The following is a 19,880-nucleotide window of genomic DNA, read 5'->3' as shown; positions in this document are numbered from 1 at the left end:
TCGGACTATTTTAAGTTTAGCGACTCTCACCATGCTCAAACTTAACGTTTGGCCTATAGAAACGTAAAAAACGATGGCACTTGACCATCGTTAAACGTTATGTTTCTATCGACTTTAAAAATTTAGGTATGTCCTCTTAATCTCCAAATCAGCAGGATCAACCATCAATGAAAAATCCCCTCATCGTTTTTGTGATTTATGTAAAATCCCAATATCTCCTGTGTTGTCGCTGTCATTTCCTTTGGCAAAGCGTCTAAGCTGAAAAATTTTATTTCACTAATTTCATTTTGATCGGCTTTCAATTCACCTATTATCTCGTTGGCAACATAAATAGCCATGACACTATATACCTGATCACCGTTAGGATACTTGTGAAAGAACTCGCGCCCTGAAAATATTTTAAGAAGAGATAGCGTCCCCACCTTTATTCCCATTTCTTCTTTAAGCTCTCGTATAATGGTCTCCTCGTAGGTTTCCCCAGGTTCCATATATCCACCAGGTAATCCCCAGTTGTGTGTATCTTTACGATATTGCAGTAAAATTTCATTATTATCATTTTTAATTATAATACCTGAGGAGTTCAAAATAAGCGGCAGCTGTCCTACCTTCTGCCTGATTTCTTCTATATAGCCCATGCAATCACATCCTTAAAAAATAACATTCCCATATAATTCTTTTTCAAGACAAATAAAAAGATGCCCGTTCCTCAGGAATAAGTGATCCGAGATACGGGCAACTTTGGACTATTTCAGGGGTTTGATGAAACAAAATTATTATATTCCTAAAAAGCTATCTTTATTCCTCACTTTGGAAACATGGGGACGGTTCTCACGTTCCCCGTTCCCCACTTCCATTAAGCGGAAACGCGAGAACCGTCCCCGTTTAATTAAAATTTATATTCTTTAAGCTCTTTTTCAAGAACGGTAGCCATTTCTCTTGAACGACTGCTTACACTTCCAACAGATGCATGATATAGTGCAGCAGCCTCTTTTTGTGTTAGACGATTTTCATTTAGAGCTTTGTCTAATAATATATAATGGAGTGCAGCCGCATATATTTTTTTATTTTTTATGACAGGTTTTTTCTTAAGACAATACTGATACCATAGGAAACTTCCTGCTTCCATTACTTCAGCAGACGCATCGTCATCCTTAAGCTTTTCAAGAAAAAGAGATTCCACATCTGAACTTTGTTCATCGAGATCTTCTTCTTTACTTTCCTGAGGTGGGGATTGCAGTAATTCATCAGACATAAATATATCTAACAAATTTAAATACTCTTCTTGTAAAAATAACGAATGATTACTGTAACCAAATTCACGATGTGACTGTTTAAATTTATTATGAACTATACGCTCTATATCATTCGCAAGGTTATCTTCAAAGGTTAGGGCAGATGTAAAAAAGATTGATATGTCATCCACAAATGGAACAATAAAACCAAATGCTAAAGATCCTTCTGTTGGTGTTTCAGTTAGCTTATCAATTAGTTTTATTTCCTTAGATTGATTAGTAAAAATATCTCGTACCCAAAGCTTTCTATCCTTGATCTCATCAACCCTTACCATAGACGGTGAGTGTTCAACCCATGAATCAATAATCTCATTAATTTTTGGGCTTACGTGTTTCCTACTAGTATTCATGTAAGTTTTAAGCGCTGTACTTCCATCAAATATTTTACAAGTCATTAGAGTCCACAACGCAACAAAAAAATAAAACGTCTCCTCCATATCCTTCTGTGGAGAGTACTTATTAAAGTTTTCCTGCACAATTTGTTTGAATTGGTTATTTGAGAAAGCAAATCGAAATACATCAGATTGTATATCAACAACCTCGTCTTCTAATTGCAATTGCGAGGTCTTACTAACTTGACTCAAACAACATTTTTTATATTTTTTACCACTTCCACAATAACATAGATCGTTTCTTCCGATCTTTAGCATTGAAACTAATCCCCCTTTAAAAACAGGTCAAGTATGCACCTATATTTTACACCTTTTTTAATTTTAGTAAATTTAACCCTTGCAATCAAATAATTTTAGAGAGAAACATCGGGAGAAACATCGGGACGGTTCTGGTGATTTTATTGATATCATGGGAAACGCGAGAACCGTCCCCATGATTCCCCCAACGCGCGTTTAAAATTTTGTTCTTCATATTTACTGACTATTCAGTTATATTTTAATTGAGCTATAACTTTATACCTAAGGAGGAGGGTTTCGATGCTTAAAAGTATTAAAATAGGTAAATTTTCATTAAAATTATTGGTTTTATTAGTCTTTAGTTTCTTTTTAGTTTCAAGTTCTTCTTTTGCATCTTCAGAAGTGACCATTATGGCATCGAAGGAGCCTTCAATGCTGTCTTTGGATGATTGGACTCAGACAGATGCCTACGTCAATGTTGGTGACCAAATTAGCTTAACTGTGAGTGGAAGCATTACCTATGGATTAGAAGGCGATTTAGGTTTTAGCCCCTTGGTTAATGCAGATGGAACTCGATCCAATCCAGATAATAACAGTGAGACTTTTGAACCAAAATATGACTCAAATGCTTTTTATCCTCAATTTCCGGTTGGTTCTCTTGTTGGTGTTATCGCACTAGGAAATTCAATTTCAGACCCTTTTTTAGTAACAACTGACACATACACTTCTCAGTCTGAAGGATATCTTGTTTTAACGGTAAATGATGCGATTGGCTCTTATGAGGACAACACAGGATCATTTTCAATTATTATTGATTTAATACCTGAAAATCAGGAAGATCCGGTTGATCCAAGCGATCCCGAAAACCCAGGAGATTCTGAAGATCCAACTCCTACTATCACAGCAATGGTTTCAGGCCATTTAGATGATTTCAATCCAGAAGATTGGTATAAAGTCGAACTCCAAGAAGATGGCGCAATAAAATTTGACATTACTACAGATAGTACAAATTCAAACAGTAACTGGAATTTAACTTTTTATGACTCGGATCAAACAACAGCACTAAATTCTACAGGGGGCTGGTTTTACGATACATCGGTCAAAACAACCGGACATGATCATTTAAAGGCTGGTACTTATTATGTGCAAGTTTATCGTGTAAATGGTTTTGGTTCATACAGTTTAACACCTACATTAACACCACTAACAGATAAAGATCCTGAATTAAATGATTCTGCTGATCTCGCCATTACGATGGTCGACCAAGAAAATTATCGCGGGTATTTAGGTTATACTAGCTTAGGAGATTCTGATCTAGAAGACTGGTATAAAGTAACGCTTAACGAAGATGGTGAGTTACGCATAAATGTAACAACTGAAAGCCCTAATAGTAATTCCTATTGGTCACTTAATTTATTTGATGTAGATCGTCAAACCATTTTATCTGGAACCGGGGGCTGGTTTTATGATCCATCCCTTAAGTGGGCAGTTCATAATCATTTAAAAGCTGGAACATATTACGTTCAGATAAAAGCAGATGCTGGCTACGGAGCCTATACAATTTCTCCAACTGTAACAACTTTACCAGATAAGGATTTAGAGCCAAATGATACACTAGAAAACGCAATTACTATGATTAGTAGTGGAAATTACAAAGGTTACTTAGGTTATTCAAGTTTAGGAGATGTTGATTTAGAAGATTGGTATAAAATTGAATTAAACGGTGATGGTGAATTACAATTTTCCGTTTCTTCTCAAAGCCCAGATAGTAATTCAAATTGGTCTGCACATTTATATGATGCAGATAAAAATACTTTAATAACTTCTAGTGGCGGTTGGTTTTATGATACATCGCCAAAGTTGTTTGGACATAATCACTTAAAAGCAGGAACTTATTATGTCCAGTTGAAACGAGATGCCGGTTATGGTTCCTATATACTGACACCAACCGCTACTCCGTTAACTGATAACGATGAAGAAATTAACGATAGTGCAGTTGAGGCCTTATTAATGACACAGAACCAAGTTTATAAAGGGTACCTAGGTTATACAAGTTCAGGTATAACTGATTCGGATGATTGGTATAAAATCCAACTAGATGAAGATAGCAATCTGCAAATGACCGTAACTACTGGCAGCCCGGACGGTAATTCGAATTGGACGGCAAATTTGTATGACCCCAATTTACAATCAATAATCAATTTTACTGGTGGCTGGTTTTACGATCCTTCACCGAAGACATTTGGTCACACTCACTTAAAGGCTGGAACCTATTATGTACAGCTAAAATTAAATGCAGGGTACGGCACATATACACTTAGCCCTTCTGTTACCCCTTTAGCTGACAATGACTTAGAAGTGAATGATAACGCAGAAAGTGCTATACCCATGGGACCTAATCAAAGTTATCAAGGGTATTTAGGTAACACCGACGCTCATTCAACAGACACTGAAGATTGGTATGTTTTAAATATTGCAGAAGGCAGTGACTTAACTCTTAATATCACATCAGGCAGCCTTGATGGCAATGCCTATCTAAATTTAATATTGTATGAGCAAGATAAAACAACAGCTATAGCAAATGTCGGACAATACTTTAACGGCGGAAATCAAACGGTTGAAAAGAATCTTTTGCCTGCTGGTATATATTACGCAAAAGTAATGTTACACAGTGGATATGGATCATATAAATTAACCGGAACATTTATGCAAGGCCAAATTGTTGATCCCGAATTAGAAACCGATATTAACGGTGATGGGTTAGTTGATATTTATGATATTGTAGAAGTTGCAAAAGCAAAAAGCAACCTGCTTAAACAAATAATTCAGGACTATGGGAAGTAATACGGGTGTATCATGGGTGTGTATCATGGGGACGGTTCTCGTGATACCTATCCCCACTCAAAACACCATTCTCCCTTCCTACTTATAGGCTAATAATAAAAAAACCACTTAGTAGCTTTTTTAACCTTAAAAGCTCTTGGTGGTTTTTTTATTTGCTCTAGTATTGATTTTTATAAACATGAAGAAGATTAACGTACCTATAATCCTCATCAAAACATGAGAACCGTCCCCATGTTTCCCCCATGTTTCCCACCCGTGTTCCCAGCTTATTCCACAAATATCTCCATATCTTTAATAGGCACGCCGTCGATGAATAGAACAACATAATGTCTTCCAGTTTGTCTAAATGTAACATCAGTAAACCGATCAGTTACACCCCAACCATCACCAATTCCTATTTCATTCAAGTCTGATTGCATGTATGCTCCTGATGGCTCGTATATACGAACAAATTCTGTGTGAGCCTGTTTTATATTAGCGTATCTTCTATATATAGCGAATTGATGGTTACTATAATTAAAATCAAATACTTTTATACCCGCCCCCACCAAATCAATCTTTTTGGTTGTTGGTGAATATTCCGCCGAATCAGCAAGTATTAATACCTCAACCTTAGGAGGTTGAAACGTCACTTGCTTACCATATTGTTTAGTCAAATTTACAATATCTAAAATATCTATTATGCCATCTTTATTACTATCTTTTTTATATAAGAATGGATCGTCCTCAGATAAAGCTCCCCTATATGTATTACCCGTCTCTATAAAACTAGCATCTGACAAGATATTGCTAGTAAAACCAGGAGTCGATGTTGTGACATTAAGCTCCGATGCTGTTGTAACTAACGGGATAACTAAGGAAAAGATTAATATTACTGTCATTATTCGTTTCATTTTACTATTATTCCCCTTTCTTTATTTTCTATTATTTTATTAATTATCATTGGTATTTATTGTTAACTACCATAATTCTACAATTAACTACCATTTTCTTCAATTGTTTATATAGTAATTTTTAAAAAGAGTCAACACGGGGACGGTTCTCACGTTTCCAATATTAAGCTTTACAAATTAGACGGGGTGATACCCCCAATATTCTTGCCGTCTGACGCTGTGAAAGCCCATTAATACCTTTTACTCTTCGAAGCAGTTCATTTCTTTGAAGTTTAGGTAAGCTTTTTACTTGTGTAATCTCATTATCACCAAGTACCTCTTTTATTTTCTCCCTTGCCTCCTCATCCGTTAATCTTCTTTTTATAATAGTCCGTTCCTCTAAACATTCATCATTATTATTCCTTTCATTGAATTCTTTGAATCTTTCTTTTGCGATTAAAGGGTCTGAGGAAAAAAATTGAAGAATAAAATTATAATCTAGCAATCCCATAGGATAATAACTTTTACTATAATATCCATGACAACTACTCCACCGCCATTCATTAACCTTTTTGACTATTCCAGCTTTAAGTGGGTTTTGATGAATATATCTAACAACTGTTAATAGATACTCTCTAGTCTCTACACTTTCACTTTTAAAACGGTCTTGAAATAAATGCCCGATTACTCCGTACTTCCAGTTATAGTATCGGACAAAGCTTACACCAATTCGTTTCATCGTTTTAGAGAGTTCTTCATTACCTTCTCTTAAAAGCAGATGAACATGATTACTCATTAAGCACCAACCATAGACTTTTAACTCTGTTTCATTTTTATACCTTTCCAGTGTATTTAAAAACTGCATGCAATCTTCATCGTCATGGAAAATCTCCTGTCGATTTGCACCTCTTAATATAACATGGTAAACTCCACTACCACTTTTCAACCTTGCTTTACGAGGCATATATATCACCACTACTTTTAGAGTATTTTCAGGAAACACGGGGGGAAACACGGGGACGGTTCTCGTGACTCTTCTACACTTTATTACATTTGTTCTGAACTTGAAAATACTGTCTTGATCTTGATAGTGATTGGGAGAAGGTTTGATCAAAAAGAAGAACAAAGGAATCATTTGTTTTTGGTGTGTGGAAAATAGATGTATGTAATGTGATAGGGTGCATAAATGGGTAACCTGATTTAGAAGAATGGTAGACAGATAATAAGAAGAATTAATCTAAAAGCTTAAGGCAATTAGCCATGTACTGAGGACAGCTAACTGAAATTGACTTAAATACATTTTGATTTTTTGGAGGGTTTGGTGTCTCTGGAAATATTCATTAAGCTAATAGGGTAAATCTCTATATGCCCTATCATACGCTACTTTTAGACTACTTTCATTACTTTTTTATACTGATTCCTATGAGCACCCCTAGTTTAATTGCTGTAAATTACTAATTTTATCAAGGGCAAATCTATAAAAATTAAAATGGAGAGTGGCAGTGTTCCTTCGAGAACCACTCTCCATTTTTAGTTTTTCTTGTATAAGGTTTTAGCTATTGACGTGGTGGGGTTAATCATGAGAACCGTCCCCATGTTGCCCCCCTTGCACTTGCACATAAAATGCTATTTAGAACCTACTACTTCCTTCACCGGGACATCTGGAAGTTCGTTGACGGAGACGACTTCGTCTGTTTTTTTCTTAGGTTTTGTCCAATATTGCTCATTGCCTGGCAGATCATCGAACCATGCCGCTTGATCAGGACAGTCGAGCACCATGAACTTGCCATATTCATTGTCGCGTGATTGATGATATTTTAAGTAGGCTTTTCCATTGTCAATTGCTAGAATTTCAATTTTGCCACTTGTATGGCTCATTGATAGACGGACTCGTTTGCCTAAGCCTGAAGTTTTAGCTTTTGCCTTTTCAACAATGTCATATAGCTCTTTCAGCGTAAGGACAAAATCATTATTGCCTGCAACTGGACGGTTTACAAAGAAATAGTACGGTGTAACGCCAGCCCATGACAATTTATCAAGGAGCTCCGCTAATACATCTGGATCATCATTAATGCCTTTTAAAACAGGCGTTTGATTAACAACGATCGCTCCCGCATCGTGTAAAGCCTGGAATCCTTTTCTTGCTTGATCGGTAATTTCGACTGGATGGTTAATATGCGCCATTACATAAATGCGCTTTTCAGGGGTGGAAAATTCGCGAATTAAATTTAATAAGTCTTCATCCTCATAAATTCGCATCGGATTAAAAACAGGCAATTTGGAGCCTAAGCGGATAATTTTAACATGATCAATCGCACGAAGGCGCTCAATGATCATTCTTAGCTTTTTCGTAGCTAAAATAAGAGAATCCCCACCGGTTAATAACACATTATTAATTTCTGGGTGCTCTTCAATATACTTCAAACCTGGTTCAACATCGCTCATCGCTTCTTTTACGTCGTTTCTAAACAGACGTTTTCTAAAACAATAGCGACAGTACGCACCACAAACCTCCGACACGATCAGCAAAGCTGTAGTTGAATATTTATGCTGACAGCCAGGAACCACATAGTTTGTGTCTTCATCAGAAGCATCCCAACGGCCATATTCTTCAAGCTCCCCTTCATTAGGGATGACAAGCTTTCGAATCGGGTCATTCGGATTATTCCAATCAATTAAACTTAAATAATAGTCATTTACGCGAAATACATATTTTTCTGTAATCTGTTTCAGTTTCTCTCTTTCAGCCATGGGTATTTCTTGAATTTTATCAAGATTCATTATGTACTTGGGCTGTGCCATAAAACCTCTCCCTTCAAAGATGATAGATTTGTCATGAAATGGGATAATTCCCCACTCTATTATACTCTCATAACTGTAAGCATAATTGCAAGCCCTTTCACAAATATGGCACAAACATGTAAACATGGGGACGGTTCTCGCGATTACATTTAGCGACTATTCTAACGTTCTCCTATTTTAAGACTTTAGTATTATCTATTTTCTATTATAATAGAGTTCCATAACGTGAGAACCGTCCCCGTGATTCCCATCAAAAAAGTTGAACCGTGAGAACCGTCCCCATGTATCACCCATGTATCAAAAAAATAACTGTCCAAATATTGCGAAAGCTTTTATAATAATCGATATATAGTACTAATTTACTAAGGATAGGTGAGGAATATGGAGCAAATCCGGGATCAGATGAAGTTTAGGGTGATTTTTCTGTTGGTTTTATTAGCTTTTATATTTTTTAGTGCAAAAAACGATGATGTAGTAGCTTTTACAATAGGGAATGGTTATCAGAATGATGGTTATGATCTAAATGCTATTCAACCGACATCTACAAACTGGACAAAGCAATCTCAGTTTATTGGTAGTGATCATTCTAATTTGTATTGGATTTACAAGACAGGTAGATCAGTAGAAACATCACCAGTCATAGCGGAGGATGGAACGCTTTATGTAGCATCATTTGATAAGCTTTATGCATTGAACCCTGATGGTTCTGAAAAATGGACATTTCCAATTGGAGGTGTTTATCGTGCCTCACCTGTAATTGGTAGTGACGGTACAATCTACATAGGATCTACAACTGGATATTTATATGCAGTCGACCCTGATGGCAATGAGAAGTGGAACGTTTATTTAAATAAGGTACTTTATGGCTCACCCGCTCTTGCTAGCGACGGAACAGTTTACATCGTGGCAAACGGTAAACTTTATGCAGTGGATTCAACGGGAATAAAAAAGTGGGAATACACACCTTCCTACTACAACATAAGTAATTCACCAATAGTGGCTACTGATGGAACTATTTATATCGGTGGTTATCAAAAATTTGAAGCGCTGAGCCCCGAAGGTACCCAAAAATGGGAGTTCAGCCTTACTAATAGTCCATCAACTGCAACAGTAGGACCCGATGGAACCCTCTATGTTTCTGATACGGATACATTGTATGCCCTTACTCCAGATGGTGAAGAAAATTGGTCTTATCAGTCTCCCGGAGGTGGATTTATCGGAAATCCCGCTCTTGGCGCTAATAATTTAATTTACATCCCAGTTAATATTATCAATTCAAATAGTTCAGGTTTATATGTTTTAAATACGAGCGGTGAATTTCAATGGACTTATTCGATCCGCGATATATCACAGGATTTAATTATCGATACTGAAGGATCAATATATGTAGGAAGTGGGTTTGGGTATTTTTATGCCATCCGTTCAGATGGTACAACCAAATGGAAACTCTCAGAAACGTTTTCAGAAGAAGACTATCGGTTTGTCCAAACTGAATTTGAATATTCTGCACCTGCTATCGGAGAAAACGGAACAATATATGTAGGTAATAATAAAGGATTATATGCGATTGGTCCTAATGGTGAAGCAACAAGTATTGTTGTAGATCAACCAACTCTAACATTACCAATAGGTGGCTCTGAAAAAGTCAATATTTTTGCAATTTTTTCAGGTGGAGAAACGCCTAATATTACGTCTTGGAAAGATGTATCTTTTCAATCATCTAATGCAAACGTCGCGAAGGCAAATAAGTACGGAGTTATCGCTGTTGGTGAAGGAACAGCAACTATTACCGTAACTTTTGAAGATACCATAACTCAAATTGAAATAAATGTCCCTTCAAATCCACTATTTACTCAAAATAATCAAAGCAGTGGATTTCAAGATGGAGCTTATGACCAAGGAGCGCTCCAACCTTCTACTTTTAACTGGACTCGCCAAACACGTTTTACAGTAGGTGAAGACCCCGTAAAGAAATGGATTTCAGCCAAGCATTTTGAGGTGGGATATCAATTTACTTCGCCGGTAATTGGAGCTGATGGAACTATTTATGTCGCCACGATTGATAATTATTTACCAAGAAGGCCTTTTCTATATGCGGTCAATCCAGATGGTACTGAAAAATGGCGAGCTGGTTTAGATGCATATATAGTAGATTCACCGGTAATCGGCGCCGATGGCACGATTTATATGGCAACGTATAATACATTATTTGCAATTAATCCTGATGGCTCTACAAAATGGGCACATCCTGTTGAGACTATTATGACCTCACCAGCAATCGGTGAAGATGGCACTATTTATTTTGGAATTCTTCCATTCGGCAACGATGGAATGGGAGATGGCGGCTTTTTATATGCTGTGACTAGTGATGGTCAGTTTAAATGGTCCTATCAGGTTGGTATGGATGTGGTCTCACAATCCCCAGCAATCAGCAAAGACGGCACGATATATGTAGCTAATTCAACAGGAGAACTTTACGCGATTAATAATAACGGTACGCTAAAATGGAAATACGCTCTTGAAGAATCTGGTGACTATTTCCTAAAGCATGCTCCAGTGATAACATCGAGCGGTAATATATTAGTTAGTAGCTTAACACGAGGTTTAATTAATTTTAACGAGGATGGAACGATTAAGTGGGAATTGAAAGATGGGGTTTCAAGCTATGACCATGCCCCAGCTATTGGAGCAGATGGAACCATCTATATTACAAGTTACAATAATCTAAAAGCTATAACGGCAGATGGAAAGTTACTATGGAAGTATGTTGGAAGAAATAGCAATAGTTCGTTTAAATCGCCGCTTATCGATCTAAACGATATGATTTACGTTATTGATTCTTTTAGTATTACTTCTGTATATCAGGATGGTACAGAACGATGGTATTACCCATTAGATAGCAACAATCTCTTTAAAAGTAATCTGGCAATCGGTTCTGATAACACACTTTATGCTGGGTACTCAGGTGTAAATGACGAGCGCCTACAAGCAAGCTACTTATATGCCATACAAGCAGAAGGAGACTCAAATCTACTACCAGTGTTAACTCCTGATTTAAATGGAGATGGGTGGGTTGACATTTATGATATATCACAAATCGCAAAAGATGCCCCAGAGTTGTTGGATTGGATTTTACAATATTATGGTGAAAAAGCTGATGATGTCATTATTTTAGAATAGCATTAGGGGCATGGGGACGGTTCTGACGTTACCGTTCCAGTTTATGCTATTCGAACATGCGAGAACTGTTCCTGAAACTTGGGAAATGTTCTCGCATTTTTCATTCATGATACCCCGTGCCTAAAGTAATAGTCATATTTATTCAGGCAAAACTATAAAATTATAAAACAAAGAGTGTATATATAATCATAGAATTTATTGTAACTGTATTATTGGTCACAAAAACCCAATCACGAGAACCGTCCCCGTGTTTTCCCATGTTTTAAAAAAGGAGGAATGTATTACAAATGAGGAAGTTAGGACTAATTTTCATTATATTTGTTTGTATATTAACTTTGTTTACGGCGAGTGTTACATTGGCTGAACAAGAGGTAACTAATAAAATTGATCCAACTGTAAGTCTTGGAGAAGTTTCCATACAAAATGATATTGCAGAAACAAATGAATCTGCACTATTCGCAGACACAGACCTACTACTCAATGGCTTATGTGATAATACAAAAGAAGCTATTTGTCCTCCCACAACAATTGAAAGTGCTGATGGGATTGGTGATGAGACAGAATCGAGTGTTAATTCAGCTATCGACAGCGAATCCACTACTGGAGTTGAGCCGAACAACGAGGTTGAACCTTCTTCTGGAGGTGAGCCGAACACTGTGGTTGAACCTTCTTCCGGGGTTGAGCTAAACACTGTGGTTGAAACTTCTTCCGGGGTTGAGCTAAACACTGTGGTTGAAACTTCTTCCGGGGTTGAGCTAAACACTGTGGTTGAAACTTCTTCCGGGGTTGAGCTAAACACTGTGGTTGAAACTTCTTCCGGGGTTGAGCCGAACAACGAGGTTGAGCCTTTTTCCGGAGTTGAACAGAACACTGTGGTTGAACCAACTATTGCTGATGTACCCGCACCGGTCCAGACCATTGAGGTATTACAACTAGATCTAAATTCAGATGATACAATTGACATTTTTGATCTAGTTAGAGCCTCAAAAGAAAATACGAAAGTTTTAAAGAACATTATTAACGAAATTACTCAGAAATAGTTTTCAATGCGGGGACGGTTCCCTCCTTATTAAGGTAATTCAGTCAATCCAAAAATCATGAGAACCGTCCCCATGTACCATTTTTTACTATATATAGGAATTTCATTATAAACTATCAGAAAAACGTTTCAGTACTTCAATTTCCGCAGAATAGTTACTCGATACTTTTTAAATAAAATGTATACCAAAAGATAAATTACTAATGAGGAAATAAACACATTAATGATTGCACCTGATAGAAATAAAAAACTGCCTGATTGGAGACTCCCTACCGTATCATTCACGGCATCTAGATATTCAACATCCTCTATTTCATCAACTTTACTATGTTTATTAAAGAATAGACTACCCGTTCTATAGTTTAGATAAAAGAGAATGGGCCAAATCGGAGTTCCAATAATTCCCCCAATTACAGCGGCTATTAAGTTTCCCCTAAAAACCTTAGCAATTCCAATAGACATTATCGGCCCTATACCAAATGTTGGGAACCAATTTGGAATAAAGCCTAAAGCCAACCCAATTGAAACTTCCTTGGGACTTGCCTTTAATCGAAACAAACGAAAAAGATAGTATTTTACGCGTCGCTTTATCTTCACCGCATATCCCTTCTTTCTTTACACGCCCTTGAGGGACTTTACTATATGAAATGGTTCCTAATTTTGGGCTTTATTAGTACACTACTATTATTATAGCATCTATCGACCTGAGCGAATTCTATTTCTTTTTCACCAAATTCTGTACAGGAATTTAGTTTTCTCTATCAACACAAAGACTGACCGATTTTTAAGGGACTAATCAAAATTTTCGTACGTGAAAAGGCACAACTAGTAAATTATCGCTAGTTGTGCCTTCGCAAAATTTTGGATTGAAGTCTCGCCCCGTACAAAAGGGGTTCCGATGAGTTTCAATCTTACCTATAAAATACTATATCTGCCACTTTTAAAATATATCGGCAACTTTGCCTCGGATATCTGCCACTTTTTTATTTTATCTGCAACTAATAACTTCTCTCACTGAACCCCACCAAAAAATTTAGGCATTCTCCCACTATTAGTAAACGGTTCTCCAGCAGGAGAACCGTCCATATGAGCTATGTGGTTTGAACTGACTTTTTAGTTGGTGCAAACCAACCGATTAGAGCAATTCCGACTAATACTCCGTAGAAGATCACAGTCCATACGGTACTGTGTGGAAAGTGATGATCTAAAACACCAATATCCTCATGGGCAAGGGTAATGACAGCAAGTTTGACACCAACCCAGGCAACAATCGCATATGCTGTTGTTTCCAGCGCTGGGCGTTTTGCAAGAAGTTGAACAAACCAAGTAGCTGCAAACTTAATTAAGATAAGACCTGCAATACCCCCAAGCACTACAACAATAAACTTCCCAGCATCCATACCGCCAAAATTGCCGAGCGGTGAATCTGGAAGACCGAGGGCAAGAGCAACCGCTGCTAGTATTGAATCCACTGCAAAAGCGAGGTCAGCTAGCGCAATCTTCCCTACAGTCGGCCAGAAACCTTTACCAGCTGCTTCCATTTCATCGTCCTTATGGATATCCTCATTCTTAGCTCCGAAACGTGCCTGAATAACATGTTTCAATCCTAAGTATAAGAGATACGCTGCTCCTACTGCCTGTATTTGCCAAACGTTTGCAATAAAAGAAATGGCAAATAGAGCGCCAAATCGAAAGACGAAAGCCATAATGATACCATAATTTATCGCTTTTCTTTTCTGATCTTCGGGTAAATGCTTGGCTATAACCGCTAGTACAAGAGCATTGTCTGCCGATAACAGTCCTTCTAATCCAATTAGAATTAACAATGCCCAAGCATACTCTAGCCATATTGACTCCATCCACTTCTCCCCTTTCTAAAACTAAAATTAATTATAAGTTGCGCTACCATTAGAATTTCCCATTAAGCCGCAGGTAATCCTTGTAGAAGATACTTTAATAGGTTTGTAATATATTTCCACCCCAAAAATTTTTGGAGGGGCGATTTGCTCTCAAATGGTAAGCTAAACACAAGCACGCAAACCATTTTCCCTGCACAATGCTTTTTACAAAAACGCAAAACCATTTCCCTCACAAACCTGTTGCAATCACGAGAACCGTCCCCGTGTTACCCCCGTGCTCCACGTGCTCCAATTATCGTTTTTTAGTTCTAGAATAAACTTTTAGCGAATTTATTATGAGTTCCTTCTCATCTCCGGTTTGTTCAAGCTTTACACCATATAAAAAGTAATTTCCATATCGCTTAATCCATAGAGGTTGACCTTGTTGAGAAATAAAATTGGAGTCAATGTTAAAAGATAACTTTAGCTTTAGTTCTTTTTCTAGATATAAATTTAGACTTGATTTTATTTTTAAGCCGCCAGGACTTATATCTAAGATCTCACAACTACCGATAGAACTATTTATGAATTTGCCATTAACATAAACGATTTGAAATTGGCAATTTAAAGGCGGCTCCATTAGGACCCTAAACGGTTCATTTCTACGATTCATTATATTTACCCCTTTAGTTATGTTGAATATATATTACAACAAATACTGTATATTGGGTAAAAAATACTATGAATTTTGAAAAAACTCAGACCGAAATTAGGGCAAAAGATCTAGTTAAACAACATAAAAATAATACCATTAATTTTCTGGAACAGGTTTATTATTTGCTTTCCTTATTATTGCAATGAAAGTACGTGAAATTAAGAATGTTACGGTCAGGCTATAGAAACTTGTTTTTATTGTCCAACCCTTTTTAAAATTAATTAATTGAGTCTTTTTTTCAAGAAAATATTCGATTAAAGTCATTGGAATGCTAAAATAAAACGTTTTCATGAAAATTCCAGGTATAGTGGAGTTTTTTGTGATTTGGTTATAGTAAATACAAGTTACTGGATAGAGAAGATAATCAAATATAAAGCTAATATCAAATGTTTTAAATATTTTTACCGGATATTTAATATAGCCCTTACTAACAACTAAATTATCTAGGATTGAAGAAAGAAACCCTTTAAACAAAAAAATTATGATCCAATCTTTAGTTGGCGGCTTTCTGACAAGATTTAAAAAGCTAATTAATCCGATTACAAATAAAAATCTAAGCGCATTTTTTTCAAATTGTTGTTTCATTAACACACCTCCACTTTAACGCGCAAAAGAGACGCATTTAAAATTAATTTTCCACATAAATGCCGGTTTATTCAAACTGAATCTGGGTCTAATTTTAATAAGTACTTGAGCAACACCAAGTAACCGAAGACAGTACTGGTCCAATCTAACAAGTGCAATATTTCACATTTTATTTTAATAAAAAAACAACTAACAGCATTTTTATTTGATAATCCTAAACTTCAAAAAATTTTTTCTTTTTATCTTTAAAAAACCACACTTGGTACATTCGAGAAAGGTAATATGAAAACCAAATACTCACAAAGCTCCAATACCATTTCCAGTTTTCATAATGAATTAATTTTGTGAATCTAAGAGCAATGACCTCAAGGAAAACAATCACAGAAGTATAGACTATATAATAAAATGTCTTGAAATATTTACTTCTTTTCTCGGGATAATGAGCATTAAACAATGCACACATTCCTGGAAAAACAAAGTATTCAAACGTAAAGCTGCTTTTAATTGATTTCTTAAAAAAGGTTCGAAACGGGTAGCTAATATTTCCATTTTCCACCACAATTAAACCGAATAGCCAAGTAATAAGCTGTTTAAACAAAAAAGCTAGATGTGCCTCACGTAATTTATTTTTTGGTATAAATTTAATTAACAAAATAACCATAGCAACCCATGAAGAAAGTTCAATTATTTTTTCCTTTTTGTATGTCATATTTATCACCTTTAGGCCCTTTTAGGACATATTTTGTATATTCTAAAGTACTCTAAAAGTAGTTATTTGCGGACGCAAAGATTTTTATTCAGGATCCAGTGATCCAGGTCCCTTGGCTATTTGTTCTGGTCCAGTGGGACAGGTCCCTTGGCTATTTGTTCAACAACCACCAGACCTGTCCCTTTGGCCCAATACCCTTTTTGGTTCTATACTACTTGTAATTATTAATAATCCTGATAAATAAAAAACGCCACCTATACCAACAACAGAAGATGCTAGTCCTAAAAAAACCGGTACTATGACTTGAGTGAACTTGTTTATAGACAATCTTAACCCTAAACCTTCTCCTACCCTTCGATCAGGCAGCAATGATATACTACTCGATATGGAAAGAGGTTGTCCTACTCCCATACATAGACCCAGAATAAAAGAAAGGGCGCCTAAAATATATTCATTGCTAAACAACGGATTTAAAAGATAAATGAATCCAACAGCAATAATTGAAATAGTAATAATGAAACTTTGATTAAATCTTTGTACTAGCAAAGGGAGGATAACTCTTATAAAAATACCTGCTAATGAATTTACAGCAATAATTAAACCAATCACTGAAGTCGAAATACCTTTACTTTCTGCGAGTAATGGAAAAAATGCAATATAAATATCTTTAGACAACAGAACAATGGCGCTAATTAAGAAAGCCTTCCTTAATCCCGGGATAGACAACAAATCAATCGATTTATTTTTTTCCTCTTTACGCTCTAAATTACCTTTTAAACTCTTTTTTTTGAATAATAAACTCAAAGGTGAAGACAGTAACAAAATGAATCCTAACAATGCTAAAGTCATGGAGTAGCCAACATTTTCAGAAAAAAAGCCACTAATAAGCGGCCCAATAAAACTACCAAATGCAACACTAACACTAAATATATTAATGTAATGATTGCGCACTTTGCTTTTGCTAAAACCCCCTATGTATGCCTGCATCGAGATCACATAGAGTACTTGTGAAAATCCAGATAATATTTGCGATACATATATTCCCCCCAACCCATGAAAAAACCAAGGTACACCAAGGGAAAAACCGCCCAGTGTTATGCCAATTGCAAGGGGGACTTTACTACCAACTCTATCAACTACTTTTCCTAACTTTATCGATAAAAACAACGGTAATAAAGAAAATAGCGATACTATTAACCCTATTTGCACATTATTAGCACCTAATTGACTCGAGAACAAAGGAATTAACGGCCTACTACCTGCTATACTAAACAAAAATAAAGAAGTAGAAGTAAAAATTAAATATGAGTTGTAATTTTTCCTCATCACTCTTCTCCTTTAAATATACTAAACTCCTCCATTGTTTTCAGGGTAAAAAAGCACAATTTATTCCAGCGTTCTATATCTTTAAGTTTTTAACCACTTCACTATAGTGTAAGAAGGAAATTATTGTACGCATGAGGGGGCATGATAGGTTTGATAACAGATCCAAAATTCCTTTCTGTTTTTTGCAATATCTATCATGCCCGTGGAGGTTCCATGTCATCTTATATTTATGCATACTTTCCCATACAATTGGTGGGAAAGATGGTTTGTGCCTATAAATCTCTTAAAGTTATATTCAAATAAACCGGCTTGTAAAGTAAACTTATTCACTTTTGAAAAGAAATCGTTTGTTTTCTCTAAACACTTTTATTTGTCTCAATTTCCTTTTTATTCATTTCTTCAATTACTTGTTTCCAGTTATCTGGTGTTTTATTATTAAATTTTTCTCTTAATCCATGTTCTGTAATGGCTATTAGTTTCTCCTTGGTAGCTAAGGTCATGATCGGTTCTTTGTTGTTTTCCTCTAATAACTGAATTACATTTTCCATTTCTACAACTCGTCTGCCGGAGTGTATAGCTGTTCCTGTAATTAACCTATTAATGATTTGTTCAAATGGCTTTTCATCCATTGTCTTTGATATTGAACTTAATACACGATCACCAATGTTGAGCTTTTCAGCTACCTCTAATACTTCAGATAAAAGAGCTGAGATCCCTTTCATAAAGATACTTCTTGTAAACTTTATATTGGTTGCATCCCCAGGTATTTCACTTACCTTCTCAATATTCATATTATATGGACTCATTAATTCTATGAAATCATCTACACCATTTCCACTAGCGATAATCGGAACTCGGTGTTTATGAACTGAAAGAGGACCCATTAATGCCGCGTCAACAAACTTCTTATTTTCCCCTAATGTGCTTTCATAAATTTCAGTCTTTTCATTAGCACTAGCTGTTGAAACATCTATACATAGTATCGTATCATTTAGGTACTTATAAATATTCTCCCAAGCATTTTTAGCATGATGAGCAGGTACTGCAACAATAACAACATCAACTTCAGATTGTAGTACTAGCTCTGGGCTTGTTACTAAATTTACTCCTGCCACTTTTGCTCTTTCTTTTACAAAGTCCCGATCGTACAGCGGGTCAAAAGCGAATATTTCTTTCACACCATCTCCAAGTAAACCTTGGGACATTTCAAACCCAACTTCTCCGAAACCAATAAATCCTACTTTCATAATCTAATACCCCCACCTTTGCTATTTAAAAATCACAATATATTTATTCTCGCAAGCCATATTACTTAAATCTATTAATCTCCAAGCTCTTATAAACCAAAAGATTTCATACTTTCCTTTAACCAAGAAGGTTCTAGAGAATGATCTGGACTTAATCCTTGCTTTACTTTTTCCTCATAATCTTTGATCGTTTTTATGCGTTGTTCCTCATAATCTAGTTTCTTTTCGGCTTTAGTAAGTATTTCTTCAATCATATATACTGGAACAACAATCACACCGTCATCGTCACCCACTATTAAATCACCCGGTTGTACTTGAACCCCTCCACAAGAAACCGGTCTATTCAACTCCCCAGGGCCATCTTTAAAAGGTCCATTGGGAATAAATCCTTTTGCAAAAATAGGAAAACCTAACTCCGTTAGCGCCTCCTTATCACGTACAAGGCCGTCGATTACGATTCCCTCAAGCCCTTTTGCCCTTGCCGCTCCAGCCATTAATTCACCCAAGTACGCATTTTGAGTATGGCCCTTTCCGTCAGCTATTATGACATAACCTTTTTTTCCAGAATGAATGGCTTGATGAAGAAATAAATTATCACCAGGTCTCATACTAACCGTTTGTGCAGTCCCAACAACTTTCATTCCTGTTGCTACTGGTTTTATTTGATAATCCATAGCCCCTGTACATCCCATTACGTCAGATATAACAGTAGTATTAAGGCTTTTCGCCCTTTTAATTATTTCATCTGATAAAAGCGTTGGTAAATCATTTATCATTTTCTCCACTCCTTTTAATCGCTTGA

General features: G+C 36.2%; 16 protein-coding genes. 3 read left to right on the top strand and 13 right to left on the bottom strand.

Features of this window, described 5'->3' with window-relative positions; genetic code table 11:
• Positions 1-164: 164 nt before the first annotated feature.
• Positions 165-635, bottom strand: coding sequence for an NUDIX hydrolase (locus tag C1724_RS00380; RefSeq protein WP_102344783.1), 471 nt, complete (start codon positions 633-635; stop codon positions 165-167).
• Between the two features lie 251 nt (positions 636-886).
• Positions 887-1,942, bottom strand: coding sequence for a YecA family protein (locus C1724_RS00375; RefSeq protein WP_102344782.1), 1,056 nt, complete (start codon positions 1,940-1,942; stop codon positions 887-889).
• 279 nt (positions 1,943-2,221) lie between these two features.
• On the opposite strand from C1724_RS00375, the gene C1724_RS00370 reads away from it, so the two are divergent.
• A complete protein-coding gene (locus C1724_RS00370) occupies positions 2,222-4,765 on the top strand; it encodes a pre-peptidase C-terminal domain-containing protein (protein ID WP_102344781.1) in 2,544 nt (847 codons plus the stop codon).
• 266 nt (positions 4,766-5,031) lie between these two features.
• Here the strand turns inward: C1724_RS00370 and C1724_RS00365 are convergent, their stop codons facing one another.
• From C1724_RS00365 to C1724_RS00355, 3 genes are all read right to left on the bottom strand, one after another.
• Positions 5,032-5,658 (bottom strand): hypothetical protein, encoded by a 627-nt coding sequence (locus tag C1724_RS00365; RefSeq protein ID WP_102344780.1) that lies wholly within the window; start codon positions 5,656-5,658, stop codon positions 5,032-5,034.
• A 163-nt stretch (positions 5,659-5,821) separates the two neighbouring features.
• Positions 5,822-6,601 (bottom strand): REP-associated tyrosine transposase, encoded by a 780-nt coding sequence (locus C1724_RS00360; protein ID WP_102344779.1) that lies wholly within the window; start codon positions 6,599-6,601, stop codon positions 5,822-5,824.
• 662 nt (positions 6,602-7,263) lie between these two features.
• Positions 7,264-8,439 (bottom strand): KamA family radical SAM protein, encoded by a 1,176-nt coding sequence (locus tag C1724_RS00355; protein ID WP_102344778.1) that lies wholly within the window; start codon positions 8,437-8,439, stop codon positions 7,264-7,266.
• A gap of 426 nt (positions 8,440-8,865) precedes the next feature.
• Here C1724_RS00355 and C1724_RS00350 point away from each other — a divergent pair, with 426 nt between their 5' ends.
• Positions 8,866-11,619, top strand: a complete 2,754-nt coding sequence (locus tag C1724_RS00350) for an outer membrane protein assembly factor BamB family protein (RefSeq protein ID WP_180994068.1) — start codon at positions 8,866-8,868, stop codon at positions 11,617-11,619.
• Positions 11,620-11,906: 287 nt separating this feature from the next.
• Positions 11,907-12,659, top strand: coding sequence for a hypothetical protein (locus tag C1724_RS00345; protein WP_102344776.1), 753 nt, complete (start codon positions 11,907-11,909; stop codon positions 12,657-12,659).
• Positions 12,660-12,787: 128 nt separating this feature from the next.
• Here C1724_RS00345 and C1724_RS00340 read toward each other — a convergent pair whose 3' ends face one another.
• From C1724_RS00340 to C1724_RS00305, 8 genes are all read right to left on the bottom strand, one after another.
• Complete coding sequence (locus C1724_RS00340; RefSeq protein WP_102344775.1) at positions 12,788-13,255, bottom strand: DUF2062 domain-containing protein; 468 nt, start codon at positions 13,253-13,255, stop codon at positions 12,788-12,790.
• 494 nt (positions 13,256-13,749) lie between these two features.
• On the bottom strand, positions 13,750-14,517 hold the full coding sequence (locus tag C1724_RS00335) for a TerC family protein (protein WP_102344774.1): 768 nt from the start codon (positions 14,515-14,517) through the stop codon (positions 13,750-13,752).
• 292 nt (positions 14,518-14,809) lie between these two features.
• Complete coding sequence (locus tag C1724_RS00330; protein ID WP_102344773.1) at positions 14,810-15,169, bottom strand: PilZ domain-containing protein; 360 nt, start codon at positions 15,167-15,169, stop codon at positions 14,810-14,812.
• Between the two features lie 138 nt (positions 15,170-15,307).
• A complete protein-coding gene (locus tag C1724_RS00325) occupies positions 15,308-15,796 on the bottom strand; it encodes a CBO0543 family protein (RefSeq protein ID WP_102344772.1) in 489 nt (162 codons plus the stop codon).
• A 214-nt stretch (positions 15,797-16,010) separates the two neighbouring features.
• A complete protein-coding gene (locus C1724_RS00320) occupies positions 16,011-16,505 on the bottom strand; it encodes a CBO0543 family protein (protein ID WP_102344771.1) in 495 nt (164 codons plus the stop codon).
• Positions 16,506-16,664: 159 nt separating this feature from the next.
• Entirely contained in the window at positions 16,665-17,831 is a 1,167-nt protein-coding gene (locus C1724_RS00315; RefSeq protein ID WP_102344770.1) for an MFS transporter, read from the bottom strand.
• Between the two features lie 356 nt (positions 17,832-18,187).
• Entirely contained in the window at positions 18,188-19,078 is an 891-nt protein-coding gene (locus tag C1724_RS00310) for a DUF1932 domain-containing protein (protein WP_102344769.1), read from the bottom strand.
• 89 nt (positions 19,079-19,167) lie between these two features.
• A complete protein-coding gene (locus C1724_RS00305) occupies positions 19,168-19,854 on the bottom strand; it encodes an RraA family protein (RefSeq protein ID WP_180994067.1) in 687 nt (228 codons plus the stop codon).
• Positions 19,855-19,880 lie beyond the last annotated feature (26 nt).

This window comes from Bacillus sp. Marseille-P3661 (genome assembly GCF_900240995.1).
In the GTDB taxonomy this organism is placed as follows: Bacteria; Bacillota; Bacilli; order Bacillales; family Bacillaceae_J; genus OESV01.
The sequence above is the reverse complement of the archived record's forward strand: the minus strand, read 5'-3'. Positions and strand labels throughout refer to the sequence as shown.

Coding starts and splice junctions, on each gene's coding strand:
- C1724_RS00380 (WP_102344783.1), bottom strand. CDS start 635: ATGGGCTATATAGAAGAAATCAGGCAGAAGGTAGGACAGCTGCCGCTT.
- C1724_RS00375 (WP_102344782.1), bottom strand. CDS start 1,942: ATGCTAAAGATCGGAAGAAACGATCTATGTTATTGTGGAAGTGGTAAA.
- C1724_RS00370 (WP_102344781.1), top strand. CDS start 2,222: ATGCTTAAAAGTATTAAAATAGGTAAATTTTCATTAAAATTATTGGTT.
- C1724_RS00365 (WP_102344780.1), bottom strand. CDS start 5,658: ATGAAACGAATAATGACAGTAATATTAATCTTTTCCTTAGTTATCCCG.
- C1724_RS00360 (WP_102344779.1), bottom strand. CDS start 6,601: ATGCCTCGTAAAGCAAGGTTGAAAAGTGGTAGTGGAGTTTACCATGTT.
- C1724_RS00355 (WP_102344778.1), bottom strand. CDS start 8,439: ATGGCACAGCCCAAGTACATAATGAATCTTGATAAAATTCAAGAAATA.
- C1724_RS00345 (WP_102344776.1), top strand. CDS start 11,907: ATGAGGAAGTTAGGACTAATTTTCATTATATTTGTTTGTATATTAACT.
- C1724_RS00335 (WP_102344774.1), bottom strand. CDS start 14,517: ATGGAGTCAATATGGCTAGAGTATGCTTGGGCATTGTTAATTCTAATT.
- C1724_RS00330 (WP_102344773.1), bottom strand. CDS start 15,169: ATGAATCGTAGAAATGAACCGTTTAGGGTCCTAATGGAGCCGCCTTTA.
- C1724_RS00325 (WP_102344772.1), bottom strand. CDS start 15,796: ATGAAACAACAATTTGAAAAAAATGCGCTTAGATTTTTATTTGTAATC.
- C1724_RS00320 (WP_102344771.1), bottom strand. CDS start 16,505: ATGACATACAAAAAGGAAAAAATAATTGAACTTTCTTCATGGGTTGCT.
- C1724_RS00315 (WP_102344770.1), bottom strand. CDS start 17,831: ATGAGGAAAAATTACAACTCATATTTAATTTTTACTTCTACTTCTTTA.
- C1724_RS00310 (WP_102344769.1), bottom strand. CDS start 19,078: ATGAAAGTAGGATTTATTGGTTTCGGAGAAGTTGGGTTTGAAATGTCC.
- C1724_RS00305 (WP_180994067.1), bottom strand. CDS start 19,854: ATGATAAATGATTTACCAACGCTTTTATCAGATGAAATAATTAAAAGG.